Raw genomic sequence first — 14,271 nt, forward strand, 5'->3', positions numbered from 1 at the left:
TGATCCGGGGCAACCGCCTCGAACTGAAAATGAACCAGAGGCCGGACCCAAGACGGCCCATACCGGGAGTACCCTAGCCATGACCTTCCTGAGCACCATCAAGGCGGCGGCGCTGTCCGCGGCGATGATCGTGTCGGTGGCCTTGCCCGCCGCCCACGCCGACGAACAATATTTCCCGCTGCAAAGCTACCGCGTCGGGCCCTATGCGGCCGGCGGCACCGGCTTCTTCGGCGGCTTCATCGACTATCTCAATCTCATCAACATCCGCGACGGCGGCGTCAACGGCGTCAAGCTGACCTGGGACGAATGCGAGACCCAGTATGAGGTCGAGCGTGGCGTCGAGTGCTACGAGCGGCAGAAGAGCCATGCCGGCGCCGCCGCCTGGAACCCGCTCTCGGTCGGCATCGCCTACGCCATGATCGACCGCATCACCGCCGACAAGGTGCCGCTGATCACCGTCAACCACGGCCGCACCGACTCCACCGACGGCCGTGTCTTCCCCTACGTCTTCCCGCTGCTGCTCAATCCCTACAGCGAGACGTCCGGCATCGTGAACTACATCGCCTCCAAGGAAGGCGGCATCGACAAGCTCAAGGGCAAGAAGATCGTCGTGCTCTATCACGGCTCGCCTTACGGCAAGGAGACCATCCCGATCTACGAGCTGCTGGCGCAGAAATACGGCTTCTCCGTGCAGCAGATCGAGGTGCCGCATCCCGGCAACGAGCAGCAGTCGCAGTGGCTGACCATCCGCCGCGCCAAGCCGGACTTCGTCGTCCTGCGCGGCTGGGGCGTGATGAATCCGGTGGCGCTGAAGACGGCGGTCAAGGTCGGCTATCCCGTCGACCACATCGTCGGCAATGTCTGGTCGAACTCCGAAGAGGACGTGATCCCGGCCGGCGACGCCGCCAAGGGCTACACCGCCATCACCACCCAGGCCTCCGGCAACAGCTACCCGGTGGTGCAGGAGATCGTGAAGACGGTCTACGACGCCGGCAAGGGCAATCTGGAAGACAAGTCGCGCATCGGCTCGGTCTACCACAACCTTGGCATCGTCAACGGCATCCTCAATGTCGAGGCGATCCGTGTTGCACAGGAGAAGTTCGGCCATCGCACGCTGACCGGCGACGAGGTCCGCTGGGGCTTCGAACATCTCAAGCTTGATCCGGCGAAGGTCGAGGCACTCGGCGCCAAGGACCTGTTCCACTCGATCAATGTCAGCTGGGACAATCACGAGGGCGAGGGCTACGTGACCTTCCAGCAATGGGACGGCAAGAAGTGGAACGTCGTCTCCGACTGGATCGCGCCGGACTGGGCTCTGCTGCGGCCGATCATCGAGAAGTCGGCCGAGGCTTATGCCGCCGAAAAGGGCATCAAGCTGCGCACAGCCGATGACGCCGATGCCGTGACCACCAACTGATCAACCAAGCCGGGCGTCACGGCCAGTCTCCCCGCGACGCCCGGCCCTTTTTCGGTTTTCGAACCACGGGAATTAAAAGCTCATGCCGAACGATGACGTCATTCTTGCCGTGGACGCAGTTCATGCGACCTACAACCACGCCATCACCGCGCTGCACGGCGTCAGCTTCGAGATCAGGCGCGGCCAGATCCTGGCGCTGCTCGGCGCCAATGGCGCCGGCAAGACCACCACGCTGAAGGCCGTCTCCAACCTGCTGCCGGCCGAGCGCGGTCAGGTCAACGCCGGCACCATCCGCTATGACGGCAGCGATGTCTCGCGCCGCCAGCCGGGCGATCTGGTGCGCGCCGGGCTGGTGCAGGTGCTGGAAGGCCGGCATTGCTTCAAGAGCCTCACCGTCGAGGAGAACCTGGTCGCCGGCGGCATTGGCCGCGGCGGCCGCCGCGCCGAGATCAACGGGGATCTCGAGCGGATCTATGGCTATTTTCCCCGTCTCAAGGAGAAGCGCCGGACCCTGTCTGGCCTCACCTCCGGCGGCGAACAGCAGATTGCGGCCATCGGCCGGGCGTTGATGTCGCGGCCGCGTCTGCTGGTTCTCGACGAACCGTCGATGGGGCTCGCGCCGCTCATCGTCCAGGACATCTTCCAAACGCTCCGGAAACTGAACCGTGAGACCGGCCTGTCGATCCTGGTCGCCGAGCAGAACTCGGCGGTCGCGCTTAGATATGCCGACCACGCCACGGTGCTCGAAAACGGTGTCTCCGTTCTCTCTGGTGCGGCTACCGAGCTTCGCCAGCGTGAGGATGTGCGGGCCTTCTACCTGGGGCAACAGGCATCGCCGGCCGTCAAACCAGCTCACCTCCATGCCGTTGCGTGAACCGAAATACGAAGGAGCAGTAAAATGACCGTCTCGACCGTCAAGACCGACCACGCTTCCGCCGCCGTGCCGCCAGTCGCACGGCCAACCGTGTCGGCGCACATCATCAAGGACGCCGCCGAGGCGATCGCCATCGCCCATGCGCTCGCCGCCGAATTCGCTAGGGATTCTTCCCGGCGCGACCGCGAGCGGATCTGGCCTGTCGCCGAACTCGATGCGTTCTCGCAAAGCGGCCTGTGGTCGATCAATGTGCCGAAGGCGTTCGGTGGTCCCGAACTGTCCTACGCCACGCTCGCCAGGGTGATCGAGATCATCTCGGCGGCGGATTCCTCGATCGGCCAGGTTGCGCAGAACCATCTTGGCGTCGTCGCCGCCATTCGCACGGTGTCGGATGCGGATCAGCAGAAGCTGCTGTTCGCCGAAGTGCTGAAAGGCACGCGTTTCGGCAATGCCTTTTCCGAGTTCGGCTCCAAGCGGGCCGCCGATTTCGAGACCCGCTTCACCGATGCCGGCGATCATGTCGTCGTCAACGGCCGGAAATTCTATTCGTCCGGCGCGCTGCTTGCTCATCTGGTGCCGATCGTGGCGCTCGATGACGAGGGCCGCGCCTGGTATGCGATCGCCGACCGCGCCGCGCCCGGCCTGACGGTGATCGACGACTGGTCGAGCTTCGGCCAGCGCACGACGCTGTCCGGCACCGTCATCATCGACAACGTCAAGGTGCCGAAGACGCATCTGGTGCCCGGCTACAAGGGCTATGACAAGCCGACCGCCGACGGCGCCATCTTCCAGATCATCCAGGTGGCGGTGGACACCGGCATCGCCCAGGCGGCAATCGACGAAACGGTCGGTTTCGTCAGGACCAAGAGCCGCGCCTGGATCGACAGCGGCGTCGACAATGCCTGGGACGACCCCTACACCATCCAGGCCATCGGCGACCTGACGCTGCGCCTGCACGCGGCGCAGGCGCTGCTGGAAAAGGCCGGCCACGCCATCGACCGGGCGGTGACCGAGCCGACCGCCGAGACGGTGGCGCATGCGCAGGTCGTCACCGCCGAGGCGAAGATCCTGTCGACCGAAATCGCCATCGCCGCCACGAACAAGTTGTTCGAACTGGCCGGAACCCGCTCGACGCTGGCCGAGCACAATCTCGACAGGCATTGGCGCAATGCCCGCACCCACACGCTGCACGATCCGGTACGTTGGAAGTACTCGATCCTCGGAAAATATTTCCTCAACGGCGAAAATCCGCCGCTGCACGCCTGGAGCTGATTTCCCATCGCCGGGCCGGTGGCCCGCCACTTCAAACTTCGACATCCAAGAGGCCCACTGCCATGTCAAACCCCACAGTCGTCGGTTTTTCCGGCAACATCACTCGGCCGTCAAAGACGCGCGCCTTCGTCGATCTGGTCACCAGGGACATCGCGGCCCGCCACGGTCTGTCGGCGAGCACCTATGATATCGAGGATCTCGGTCCGTCGCTGGGAACGGCAAGATGGGGCCGCGATCTCGACAGCCAGGCGCGCCCAATCCTGGAGGAAATCCTCGCCGCCGACGTGCTCGTCGTCGGGTCACCGACCTACAAGGGCAGCTATACCGGCCTGTTCAAGCATTTCTTCGACCTGATCGATCCGGCAGCCTTGCGGGGAAAGCCCATCCTGTTGACCGCGACCGGTGGTGGCGAGCGGCACGCGCTGATCGTCGAGCATCAGCTGCGGCCGCTGTTCGGCTTCTTCGAGGCCTTCACACTGCCCACCGCTGTCTACGCCACCGACAAGGATTTTACCGACGGCGTGCTCCGCTCCGATGCGATCCTGAAGCGTGCTGCTCAGGCAGTGGACGAGGTCGGCTTCGTGCTGGCCAACCGCTCGGCAGGCAGGATCGCCGCCGAATAACATTCCGCCGGGGCATTGCGACGAGAATTCGTGTGGGCGGTGGTGTCCTCGCTTACGCGCAATTTACGACCGCCCGCTACATCTGTTCCTGTCTGATTCGTCTGGGACAGGAACGTCATGAGCAAAGCCCTCACATCCTTCGCACTGGTCGCGGTGCTGACCGCCTTGCTCATGGCGTTGAGCCTGACTGTCGCCAGGCACGGCTATCCCTATGGCGCGATCGGCGTCAGGCGGCTCGATGGCATTGCCGATGCCGGAACGTTCATTCCGCTTGCCGCAATCTATTTCTTCAGCGCGCTGCTGATGATGATTTTGCCGATCAGGGCGGCCAGCATCGTTCTCACCCATGCCGCCGATGCGATCTTCTGGACCGTGATCGTGCTGTTTGCCGCCATCGTCGGCTGTCTCGCCGCCAGGTGGGCCTTCGGCCAGGGCAGCGCCGTGTGGGCGCTGCTCAACTGGCGGTTCCTGTTTGCAGCAGTGATCGTCGGTTGCCACTTCGTCATGAACGAGCTGCGCCGCAACGTGCTGCTGCGCAGCCTGTTCTTCGTGGTTTTCGCCGCCGCGACGCTGGCCTGCCTGTTCTGGTCGTTCTCGCTCTGACCAGATCATAGCCGGCTAGTTTCCTGACCCGGCCGTGATGTTGCTGGCTGCCGTCTCCATCCATGTCCAGAGATAGGCGGCAAGCCCGCGATCGACATGAATGCGCAGCCTGCCCTGATGGCGATAGACGATGGCGCTGATGCCGGCGAAGGAAAGTGCTGCGCTGGCACTCGCTTGCCTGGGATCGAGTGTCGTCCCGCGCGCGATGAAAGCGTCGAGCGCCGAGCCCTCGACCTCGAACACTTGCAGCCCGGCGCTGATCGCCGTCACCGCGAAGCCTTCTGCGTGCCAGCCCGTCGCGACGGGGAGCGGGCCGTTCGACACGACAAGCAGCCGGTCGCGCGCCAGCCTTGCCGCATAGCGGTCGCCTTGCGCTGTGCCGAAGGCACCGACCCCATTTCCGTCCAGGCCGGACGCCCGCGTCCAGGCGTCGAGATCGCCACTGACCAGCAACTGATTGAGGCCGGCGATTGCGCGCACCACGAGGCCGGGTGCCGCGATGACCGCCGACTGCCAGTCCGGCGCGACAGACCATTTTTCCGCGAGATCACGCATGCAGCCGGTCTCCTGCCGGGTCGAAAGCGCAAGGCGGGGCAATCGTCGCCGTCCTGATCTTGCCGAGGTGCTGGATGTCTATCGTCTCGCCGTGACGAGCCGCGCCGCGTTCGATCAGGCCAAGCGCCACGGCGCGGCCAAGCGTGGGGCTCTGGTAGCTAGAGGTGACAAAGCCCTGGCTGCGCAATCTGCCATCGCTCCGCCTGACGCCATGCGCGCCGGTCGGCAGCGGCGCTTCGCCTTGAGGCACCGTCAGTCCGACAAGCTGCAGGCGGTCGCCGCGCGAAGCCTCGTCGGTAAACAGCGAGCGGCGGCCGACGAATTCGCCCTGGCGTTTGGTGCGCGGACCCTCGACACCGAGATCCTGCGGCAGCGTGGTGCCGTCAGTGTCCTTGCCGATGACGATAAAACCTTTCTCGGCGCGCAGGATCATCAATGCCTCGAGGCCGATGACGACCGCGTCGAACGCCCGGCCGGCATGGCGCAGATGCGCCCATAACGGCTCGGCGCGATCAGCCCGGATCGAGATTTCGTAGCTCCTGTCGCCGGTGAAGCTGACCCGGGCGATGCGGACCTCGTCACCGGCATAGGAGCCATGGCTGACCGCCATATGCGGCAGGTCGGCATCGTCGAGCGAGAGGCCGAGATCCAGCGTTTCAAGCAGTTTCCGGGCGTTCGGCCCGGAAACGGTCAGCGTCGCCATCTCGGCGGTGGCGTTGTGGATGTAGACGGCGCCACGTCCGAAGCGGTCCTGGCGCCATTCCTCAAGCCGCGCATGCACAGCAGCGACATGCGAGGACGAGCACGACACGACGAAGCGATGCTCGTCGAGCCGCACCAGCACGCCGTCATCGAAGACCACGCCATTTTCCGACAGCATGAAGCCATAGCGGCAGCGGCCGGGTTTCAGCGTCGACATGGTGTTGTAGTAAATGAAATCGACGAACTCGGCCGCGTTGGGTCCGATCACCTCGATCTTGCCGAGCGTCGAACCATCGAACAGCGCGACCGACTGGCGGGCACGCCGGGCCTCGTCCGCGATAGAGCGTTCCGCGTCCGCGTTGCCGCCATAGTGAGCCGGGCGCAGCCAGCCGCCATACTCCTGGAAGACGGCGCCGCTGGCACGATGCACGCTCTCCAGCGGCAGCCGACGCACCGGCGCCATCAGTTCGGCGCCGCGCGCGCCGGCAAAGCTCGCCAGCGGCACGGGCGTGAACGGCGGGCGATAGGTGGTGGTGCCGACCTCCGGCACCGTGCGGCCGGTGATCGCGGCCATCAGCGCGAGACCCGGCAGGTTGGAGGTCTTGCCCTGGTCGGTTGCCATGCCGAGCGTGGTGTAGCGCTTCAGATGTTCGACCGAGACGAAGTTTTCGCGTGCCGCCAGTTCGACGTCCTTCACCGTCACGTCGTTCTGATAGTCGATCCAGATGCGTCCCTTCGAGCCGGGCATCGGCCATGCCGCGAGGATGCCGCCCGTCGCTTCCGGCCCGGTGCTGCGGGGCACCGCTGTCGTGGTCTGGCCGAGCGATGCAATCGCCGTGCCGACGCCTGCAAACACCTCCGACAGGGAAACCGCACCGGCTGCGGCGCCTGCCACGGCGATGCCATCGACCGGATCGCCCGGCAGGAAGGCGGCGCGCGCCTCGCTCCAGGCGAGCTTGCCCCTGGCCTGGCCGAAAAGATGGATGGTTGGCGACCAGCCGCCCGAAACCAGCACGCAATCGGCATCCAGCCTGGTGCCGTCGTCGAGCGTCACGGCTTGGACACGCAAGCTGCCATCCGCGGCGGCGAGGCTACGTCCAGCGATCAGCCGGACATTGGCAGGCGCGGTGGGCGCGCCATCGCGCCTGATGTCGACAAGCGTGACTTCAGCGCCGGCCTCGGCGAGCGCCTCCGCCACTTCATAGCCGCTGTCATTGTTCGTGGCGACGACGATCCTTTGGCCGACCAGCACCGCATGCCGCCTGAGATAGGCGAGTGCGGCGTCGGCCGACATGATGCCCGGCAGGTCGTTGTTGGCGAAAGGCAGCGGCCGCTCGATGGCGCCGGTCGCCAGCACGATCTGGCGCGGCCTGACGCGCCACAGCGTGTCCGGCCGGCCGTCGCGATGGCGCTGGTTCAGCCCGACCAGATTGTGGTCGTAGATGCCGAAGGCGGTGGTCGAAGGCAGGATCAGGTGGCCGGCCTGGGCAAGCTCCGCGACGGTCTCCTCTACCCAGAGGGCCGCCGGCTTGCCGTCGATCTCACTGGTCCGGTGGCCGAGCGATCCGCCCGGCTTCGGTTGGTCGTCGACCAGCGTGACGGTGAGACCGGCGCCTGACGCCAGCCTCGCCGCGGCTAGGCCGGCCGGCCCCGCGCCCACCACCAGCACGTCGCAATGATGGTTGATCTGGTCGGCTGGGCCTGGCGATGTCCAGCCCGTGTCGACCTTGCCCAGCCCCGCCATGGCGCGGATGCGCGGCTCGAACATGTGCCAGTCAGGCCACATGAAGGTCTTGTAGTAGAACGCCGCTGGAATGAAGCGGGAGAAGCGATCGAGGAACGCGTTACGATCGCTCAATGCATTGGGCGTGGCGTTGATGCTTTTTACCACCAGCCCGTCGCGCGCCGCCTCGGTCGTGGCCCGCGTGTTCGGCGTCGCCGCCACGCTGCCGCCGATGTCGACCAGCGCGTTCGGCTCCTCGACGCCGGCGCCCCAGATGCCGCGCGGCCGGTGGTATTTAAAGCTGCGGCCAACGACGGCGACATCGGCGGCCAGCAGCGCCGAGGCGATGGTGTCGCCGGCAAAGCCGTGCACGATGGCGCCGTCGAAGCTGAAGCGGATCGGCCGCGACCGGTCGATTGCGCTGCCGCCGGTGGCAAGGCGCGAGGCAGTCACGCCGCGTGCTCCCCACCGAGAGCGGTTGAGGACAGCACCTTGTGGGTGACGGTGTCACGTTCCATGACGAAGAACTCGCCGCAGTTCATATGCACCCAGATTTCGCGCGCCGTGCCTTTCGGATTGGTGCGCAGATAGAGGTAATCAGCCCAGCGCTCGATCGGCACATCGACGCCGTCCGGCCGCGCGTTGCCCGCATCGCCGCCATAGTGGAACTCGGTCTCGTCGCGCGGGCCGCAGAACGGGCAAGGGAAAAGCTGCATAAAGTCCTCTTAATGCGCGATACCGGAGCCGGCCGCTTCGTCGATCAGCCGCCCGCTGGCGAAGCGATCCAGGTCGAACGGACGGCTGATGTCGTTGTGCTTGCCGGTTGCCAGCAATTGCGCCAGCAGCGTGCCGCCGGCGGGGATGGCCTTGAAGCCCCCCGTACCCCAGCCGCAGTTCAGGAACAGGCCGGGCAATGGCGATTCACCGATGATCGGCGAGGAGTCCGGCACGACATCGACAATCCCGGCCCATTGCCGCATCAGCTTCAACTGGCCGAAGATCGGGAACATCTCCAGCAGGCCGGCAATCACCGTCTCCAATGTCGGCAGATTGCCGCGCTGCGCATAGGAGGGGATGCGGTCGAGCCCGCCGCCGATGACGATCTCGCCCTTGTCCGACTGGCTTACATAGACGCCGGTGCCGGGCGACAGCACCACCGTGTCGAGGATCGGCTTGACCGGCTCGGAAACGCACGCCTGCAGCGCGTAGGAGTTGATCGGCAGGCGAAAACCGGCCTTGGCCGCCAGCACCGAGGAATGTCCGGCCACGGCCATGCCGATGCGGTCGGCTCGGATCGCGCCACGCGTCGTGTGCACGCCGCGGCAGCGGCCGCCCTCGACGATGAAATCGGTGATCTCGCAGTTCTGGATGATGTCGACGCCGAGCCGGTTCGCCGCCCGCGCATAACCCCAGGCAACCGCGTCATGGCGCGCCGTGCCGGCCCGGCCTTGCCAGATGCCGCCGAAAACCGGGAAGCGCGCATGGGCTGAGAAGTTGTAGATCGGCGCCACCCGCCGCACATCCTCTGGCGAAAACAGCTCCGCATCGATGCCGTTGATCTGCATGGCGTTGACGGTTCGCGCGCCGACCTCCATTTCGGCCGTCGAGTGACAGAGGTTGACCATGCCGCGTTGCGACAGCATGACGTTGTAGTTCAGGTCCCTGGACAGCCCCTCGTAGAGCCTGTGCGCCAGGCCATAGAGCTCGACGCTTTCCGGATAGTAGTAGTTGGAGCGCACCACGGTTGTGTTGCGGCCGGTGTTGCCGCCACCGATCCAGCCCTTTTCCAGCACTGCAACCCGGCTGATGTTATGATTCTCAGCCAGGTAATAGGCCGTCGCCAGCCCATGGCCGCCGCCGCCGATGACGATCGCGTCATAGGATGGCTTCGGCTCGGGCGAGCGCCAGGCCGGCTGCCAGCCGGTCTGGCCGGCCAGCCCCTCCTTGAAGAGCGACAAAGCGGAATAGCGACGGGTCATGGCGTGCCGGGCAAACCTGATTTCTCAGGGTAAAGCGTAGTGGTATTGTACATATATGTCTAGTACGCTCCATCCTATACGCAGCGGATGGTGCTAACGTTTGCGCGAAATCGTTTCCTCGACGTAGCGCGAGAACGCCTCGACATCCTCCGCAGGAGGCTCCTGGCCAGTGAAGCTGCGCAGATACAAGGCGACCTGAGCCAGGCGGCTGCTCATCGGCTCGTTGAGTTCGAGCGAGTAATAGCCGATCTGCATGAAATAGAGCACGCGGGCGCGCACGAACGCGTCCTCTTCGTCATAACCATGACGCATGAACATGTCGCGAATGGCATTGACGCGCTCCTCGTCAGCCTCGTCGAGCGCGCGCCGAATGGCAGGCGAGCGACGCGCCCAGGCCCTGATCGCGAAATCGAGCTGCGGATCGAACAGCCTTTCGTCCACCCAGCATTCGAAAATGCTCATCACCCCGCGGATGACGGTCGCGGAGGGTCGCCTGGCGCGTTCGACGATGAACCTAGTGTTGGTCTGCCGCCAGTAATCCAGCAACTGGTCGAGCAGGTCCTGACGGCTCTTGAAATACCAGTAGAAGCTGGAGCGCGAGACGTCGAGCTTCTGGCCAAGCGTCAGCACGCGAACGCGTTCGACACCATCCGAGATCAACGTTTCAAGCGCAAGCTTCAGCCAGTCTTCGCGAGTGGCCTTGACGTTTCCGGTGGCGCCGGCGCGCTGGATCGTCGTATCTGTGGCTTCCATAGGCACGACGCATGACACGCTGCATCAGGCAAATCAAGGCTATGGACACCTCTGTCCAAGGTCAATTCGACTGGGCTCGGATGATGCGTCACGGATGTTAGCCGGACTGGGGATCGTATGGCGCTGTAGCGTCGCGCCATCGGCATGATGCCAGGCCAGGGATTTTTGTCGCGGGCGGCAGGCCCACTGCATGCTTTCCCGCAAGGCAATTGTCTGGCAAATACCAATTCACACAGACGCCGCCGCGCGGCCAACCAGCAGGAAGACAAAACATGACCCTGTTTCGACAGAACCTCATCGATGGCGAATGGGTTGGCGACGCCGGCTCCCGCAACATCAACCCTTCGGACACCGGCGATGTCGTCGGCGACTATGCCTCGGCGGGTGCCGCGCAGGCGGGGCAGGCAATCGCCGCCGCAAAGGCTGCGTTTCCCGCATGGTCCCGGTCTGGTCCGCTGGCGCGGCACGCAGTGCTGAAAAAGGCCTCGGACGAGATCATGGCGCGCAAGGACGAGATCGGCCGCAATTTGGCGCGTGAGGAAGGCAAGACACTGGCCGAAGGCATCGGCGAGACCATTCGCGCCGCCCAGATATTCGACTTCTTCGCCGGCGAAACGTTGCGCCTGTCCGGTGAGGTCGTGCCAAGCGTGCGGCCGGGCGTCGGTGTCGAGATCACCCGGGAAGCCGTCGGCGTGGTCGGCATCATCACGCCGTGGAATTTCCCGATCGCCATTCCGGCCTGGAAGATCGCTCCGGCGCTGGCGCACGGCAACACCGTCGTCTTCAAGCCGGCGGAGCTGGTTCCCGAGAGCGCCTGGTCCATCGTCGACATCCTGCATCGCGCCGGCCTGCCGAAGGGCGTGCTCAATCTGGTCATGGGCAAGGGCTCGGTCGTTGGTCAGGCCATGCTCGACAGTCCCGATGTCAACGCCATCAGCTTCACCGGTTCGGTCGGCACCGGCAAGCGCGTCGCCGCCGCAAGCGTCGAGCACATGCGCAAGTTCCAGCTCGAAATGGGCGGCAAGAACCCGCTGGTCGTGCTTGACGATGCCGACCTTGCGGTCGCTGTCGATTGCGCGCTCAACGGCGCCTTCTTTTCGACCGGCCAGCGCTGCACCGCCTCGTCCAGGCTGATCGTGACCGACGCCATCCATGACCGTTTTGTCGATGCCCTCAAGGATCGCATGGGCAAACTGGTCGTTGGCGACGCGCTCGACGCGCAGACCCAGATCGGTCCGGTCGTTGACGCAACCCAGTTGAAGCAGGACGAGGATTATATTGCCATCGGCGTCAGGGAAGGCGCCACGCTCGCCTTCGGCGGCGGACGGCTCGACCGCAAGACGCCCGGCTTCTATCTCAGCCCGGCCCTGCTGACCGAAGCCACCAATGCCATGCGCAGCTCGCGCGAGGAGATCTTCGGCCCTGTGGCGAGCGTCATCCGCGTCAAGGACTATGACGAGGCGCTGGCTGTCGCCAACGACACGCCGTTCGGGCTGACCTCGGGCATCTGCACGTCGAGCCTCAAGCACGCCACGCACTTCAAGCGCAATTCGGAGGCCGGCATGGTGATGGTCAATCTGCCGACGGCGGGAGTCGACTTCCATGTTCCCTTCGGTGGGCGCAAGGGGTCGAGCTATGGCCCGCGCGAACAGGGCCGCTATGCCATGGAATTCTACACCACGGTGAAGACCGCCTATACCTTCGCAGGCTGATCGGCCACCGCCGATCATGCCGGGCTGATCGGCCACCACCGATCATGCCGGTCTGATCGACCAGTGCCGATCATGCCGGGCTGATCGGCCACCCGGGTCGATCATGCCGGCGACACGGCAACATCAAGAACACCGGACCGGCGCGCGGCGATGACAATGCGAGACCTCACCTGGCTCAATCCGCCGCCGCACCATGCCATCGACGGCGATACCGTTCGTGTGCGCACCGGCAGGGAGACCGATTTCTGGCGCGAGACCTTCTACGATTTCTGGCGTGACAACGGCCATTTCCTCTACCGTAAGGTCGAGGGCGATTTCACCGCCGAAGTCACGGTCGAAGGGCGCTACGAGGTGCTCTACGACCAGGCCGGATTGATGGTTCGGCTGAGCGAAACGCACTGGATCAAGGCAGGCATCGAATACACCGACGGCGTTATGTATTTTTCCGTCGTGGTCACCAACGATACCTCGGACTGGTCGTTGGCCACCATTCCAGCCGGTCCGCACGGTGTGCGGATCCGCTTGACCCGTCATGCCGAGACGATCCGCGTCCAGTATCTCGATGCTTCCGATGGTCGATGGAAGCCCGTGCGGCTTGCTTATTTTCCGATCTCGAAGGCGGTCGATGTAGGCATGATGTGCTGTTCGCCGCAACGCGAGGGCTTTGAGGTCACATTCTCCGGCTTTTCGGTCGGCCCGCCGATTTCGCGGGAACTCCACGACTAAGAGCCGCCCTTCTGCGCCTCAATCACCCACCAGCCTCGTCGAGCCCCAGCCCGTCGCGAACGGCGTTGCGGATGGCTCGCGGGCCGAACCTGGTCCATGCAGCCTGATGCGCCCGGATGCGCTGATTTGCTCTGCGTTCAGCGTCCAGGCAAAGTCCGACCGCCATCTGGGCAAGCTCCTCATCGCTATCCGACAGCAGCAGCTCCTGGTTCTCGATAAAGCCAAGCCCCTCGGCGGCCAGCGGCGTAGCGATCACCGGCACGCCCCAGGCCATCGCCTCCAAAATCTTGATGCGCGTGCCGCCGCCTGCAGCAAGCGGGATGATGGTGAGATGTGCCCTGGACAGGAACGGCGCCATGGTTTCCGGGTCTTCGACAAGCTCCACGCCAGGCAATCCGGCCAGCGCCCGTACGGCCGGTTTCGGCCTGCGCCCGGCAATAACCAGTGTCGCCGCCGGAAAAGCCTGCTGGACGCGGGGAAATATGATGCCGGCTAATCTCTTGGCGGCATCGACATTGGGCGGATAGTCGAGATGGCCGACGAACAGGATCACCGGAAAGCCATTGTCAGCCGCAGGCTCGGCGGGCAGCGTCTCGGGGATATCGCCGGCGTGGGGAATTCCGTTCGGAACGACATCGACCGGCACTCTGTGCGGGAAAAGGGTCATCAGCCTTTCGCGGTCCTCGTTCGAGCAGACCCAGACCCTGTCGACAAGGGAAAGCGCCTTTCCTTCGAGGCGCCTGATGGCAATGGCCGTGGCAAGCCTGGCCGCGGCGGATCGCGCCTTGTCGGCGCGATGCAATTGTCTCGCCAGGTCGGACTCGACATTGTGCATGTCGAGGATGAGCTGTTTCGTCAGGGGCCTCAAAGGCTGCAGAAGCTTGAACAGGCCGATGCCCTCGACAACAATTGTGTCCGGGCGGAAGTCTCGAACGAGTGTCTCGAGCCGCGTCAAGGCAGAGCGCGAAATGCGATGTTCTGCCCTTATGCGCCACCAGCCGACCGAACCGGTACGAGCTTCGCCTTCGATCGACAGGGCCTCGATGCGGATTGGCGGATCGACTGCTTCCATAGCCTGAGGCCGCACCGATGCCAGGCAGACGGGTCCGAACGCCGCTGCCGCCACGGCATTGCGGTGGTTGCGCAGATCCGTGCCGGACTTCGGCGGAAAGGCCGGATCGTGCGACACGACCAGCACACGCCGTTCGGCGCTCCGAGGCTCTGTTCCAGAAGGCATTCCAGACGGTTCCGCGATCACAAAAAGGGGGTCGACTTGTTTAGCTGAACGGCGCTTTCGTCAAGCGCATGATCTCTTTGGATGTCCGGAGCATC

At 64.6% G+C, this 14,271-nt stretch carries 13 protein-coding genes; 7 read left to right on the top strand and 6 right to left on the bottom strand.

What is annotated here, in order from left to right:
* Positions 1-79: 79 nt before the first annotated feature.
* The 5 genes from HNQ71_RS14655 to HNQ71_RS14675 all read left to right on the top strand — a co-directional run bounded on the left by HNQ71_RS14655 (position 80) and on the right by HNQ71_RS14675 (position 4,789).
* A complete protein-coding gene (locus HNQ71_RS14655; RefSeq protein WP_184873224.1) occupies positions 80-1,417 on the top strand; it encodes an ABC transporter substrate-binding protein in 1,338 nt (445 codons plus the stop codon).
* 82 nt (positions 1,418-1,499) lie between these two features.
* Positions 1,500-2,291: an ABC transporter ATP-binding protein gene (locus HNQ71_RS14660; RefSeq protein ID WP_184873225.1), complete on the top strand. Its 792-nt coding sequence runs from the start codon at positions 1,500-1,502 to the stop codon at positions 2,289-2,291.
* A 24-nt stretch (positions 2,292-2,315) separates the two neighbouring features.
* Complete coding sequence (locus tag HNQ71_RS14665; RefSeq protein ID WP_184873226.1) at positions 2,316-3,563, top strand: SfnB family sulfur acquisition oxidoreductase; 1,248 nt, start codon at positions 2,316-2,318, stop codon at positions 3,561-3,563.
* Positions 3,564-3,625: 62 nt separating this feature from the next.
* Positions 3,626-4,186 carry an FMN reductase gene (gene msuE / locus HNQ71_RS14670; protein WP_184873227.1) on the top strand — a complete coding sequence of 187 codons (561 nt, stop codon included), beginning with the start codon at positions 3,626-3,628 and terminating at the stop codon, positions 4,184-4,186.
* Between the two features lie 117 nt (positions 4,187-4,303).
* On the top strand, positions 4,304-4,789 hold the full coding sequence (locus tag HNQ71_RS14675; RefSeq protein ID WP_184873228.1) for a hypothetical protein: 486 nt from the start codon (positions 4,304-4,306) through the stop codon (positions 4,787-4,789).
* 15 nt (positions 4,790-4,804) lie between these two features.
* Here HNQ71_RS14675 and HNQ71_RS14680 read toward each other — a convergent pair whose 3' ends face one another.
* The 5 genes from HNQ71_RS14680 to HNQ71_RS14700 form a co-directional block, all read right to left on the bottom strand.
* Entirely contained in the window at positions 4,805-5,344 is a 540-nt protein-coding gene (locus HNQ71_RS14680; RefSeq protein WP_184873229.1) for an aminomethyltransferase family protein, read from the bottom strand.
* On the bottom strand, positions 5,337-8,222 hold the full coding sequence (locus HNQ71_RS14685; RefSeq protein ID WP_184873230.1) for a sarcosine oxidase subunit alpha family protein: 2,886 nt from the start codon (positions 8,220-8,222) through the stop codon (positions 5,337-5,339). The genes HNQ71_RS14680 and HNQ71_RS14685 overlap by 8 nt, the downstream gene beginning before the upstream one ends.
* Positions 8,219-8,485: a sarcosine oxidase subunit delta gene (locus tag HNQ71_RS14690; protein ID WP_184873231.1), complete on the bottom strand. Its 267-nt coding sequence runs from the start codon at positions 8,483-8,485 to the stop codon at positions 8,219-8,221. The genes HNQ71_RS14685 and HNQ71_RS14690 overlap by 4 nt, the downstream gene beginning before the upstream one ends.
* Before the next feature lie 9 nt (positions 8,486-8,494).
* A complete protein-coding gene (locus HNQ71_RS14695) occupies positions 8,495-9,748 on the bottom strand; it encodes a sarcosine oxidase subunit beta family protein (RefSeq protein WP_184873232.1) in 1,254 nt (417 codons plus the stop codon).
* A 93-nt stretch (positions 9,749-9,841) separates the two neighbouring features.
* Positions 9,842-10,501 carry a TetR/AcrR family transcriptional regulator gene (locus HNQ71_RS14700; protein ID WP_184873233.1) on the bottom strand — a complete coding sequence of 220 codons (660 nt, stop codon included), beginning with the start codon at positions 10,499-10,501 and terminating at the stop codon, positions 9,842-9,844.
* A 272-nt stretch (positions 10,502-10,773) separates the two neighbouring features.
* Here HNQ71_RS14700 and HNQ71_RS14705 point away from each other — a divergent pair, with 272 nt between their 5' ends.
* Together HNQ71_RS14705 and HNQ71_RS14710 are read left to right on the top strand one after the other, a co-directional pair.
* Positions 10,774-12,213, top strand: a complete 1,440-nt coding sequence (locus HNQ71_RS14705) for an aldehyde dehydrogenase family protein (protein ID WP_184873234.1) — start codon at positions 10,774-10,776, stop codon at positions 12,211-12,213.
* A 150-nt stretch (positions 12,214-12,363) separates the two neighbouring features.
* Positions 12,364-12,939, top strand: a complete 576-nt coding sequence (locus tag HNQ71_RS14710; protein WP_184873235.1) for a DUF1349 domain-containing protein — start codon at positions 12,364-12,366, stop codon at positions 12,937-12,939.
* Positions 12,940-12,961: 22 nt separating this feature from the next.
* On the opposite strand, the gene HNQ71_RS14715 is transcribed toward HNQ71_RS14710, so the two are convergent.
* A complete protein-coding gene (locus HNQ71_RS14715) occupies positions 12,962-14,176 on the bottom strand; it encodes a glycosyltransferase family 4 protein (protein ID WP_184873236.1) in 1,215 nt (404 codons plus the stop codon).
* Between the last annotated feature and the right edge of the window lie 95 nt (positions 14,177-14,271).

This window comes from Mesorhizobium sangaii (assembly GCF_014207355.1).
Classification (GTDB): Bacteria; Pseudomonadota; Alphaproteobacteria; order Rhizobiales; family Rhizobiaceae; genus Mesorhizobium; species Mesorhizobium sangaii.

What these genes read in the sequence shown, in the direction of transcription:
- HNQ71_RS14705 (WP_184873234.1), top strand. Translation starts at nt 10,774, where the DNA reads ATGACCCTGTTTCGACAGAACCTCATCGATGGCGAATGGGTTGGCGAC.
- HNQ71_RS14700 (WP_184873233.1), bottom strand. Translation starts at nt 10,501, where the DNA reads ATGGAAGCCACAGATACGACGATCCAGCGCGCCGGCGCCACCGGAAAC.
- HNQ71_RS14695 (WP_184873232.1), bottom strand. Translation starts at nt 9,748, where the DNA reads ATGACCCGTCGCTATTCCGCTTTGTCGCTCTTCAAGGAGGGGCTGGCC.
- HNQ71_RS14660 (WP_184873225.1), top strand. Translation starts at nt 1,500, where the DNA reads ATGCCGAACGATGACGTCATTCTTGCCGTGGACGCAGTTCATGCGACC.
- HNQ71_RS14675 (WP_184873228.1), top strand. Translation starts at nt 4,304, where the DNA reads ATGAGCAAAGCCCTCACATCCTTCGCACTGGTCGCGGTGCTGACCGCC.
- HNQ71_RS14715 (WP_184873236.1), bottom strand. Translation starts at nt 14,176, where the DNA reads ATGCCTTCTGGAACAGAGCCTCGGAGCGCCGAACGGCGTGTGCTGGTC.
- HNQ71_RS14680 (WP_184873229.1), bottom strand. Translation starts at nt 5,344, where the DNA reads ATGCGTGATCTCGCGGAAAAATGGTCTGTCGCGCCGGACTGGCAGTCG.
- HNQ71_RS14665 (WP_184873226.1), top strand. Translation starts at nt 2,316, where the DNA reads ATGACCGTCTCGACCGTCAAGACCGACCACGCTTCCGCCGCCGTGCCG.
- HNQ71_RS14655 (WP_184873224.1), top strand. Translation starts at nt 80, where the DNA reads ATGACCTTCCTGAGCACCATCAAGGCGGCGGCGCTGTCCGCGGCGATG.
- HNQ71_RS14690 (WP_184873231.1), bottom strand. Translation starts at nt 8,485, where the DNA reads ATGCAGCTTTTCCCTTGCCCGTTCTGCGGCCCGCGCGACGAGACCGAG.
- HNQ71_RS14710 (WP_184873235.1), top strand. Translation starts at nt 12,364, where the DNA reads ATGACAATGCGAGACCTCACCTGGCTCAATCCGCCGCCGCACCATGCC.
- msuE (WP_184873227.1), top strand. Translation starts at nt 3,626, where the DNA reads ATGTCAAACCCCACAGTCGTCGGTTTTTCCGGCAACATCACTCGGCCG.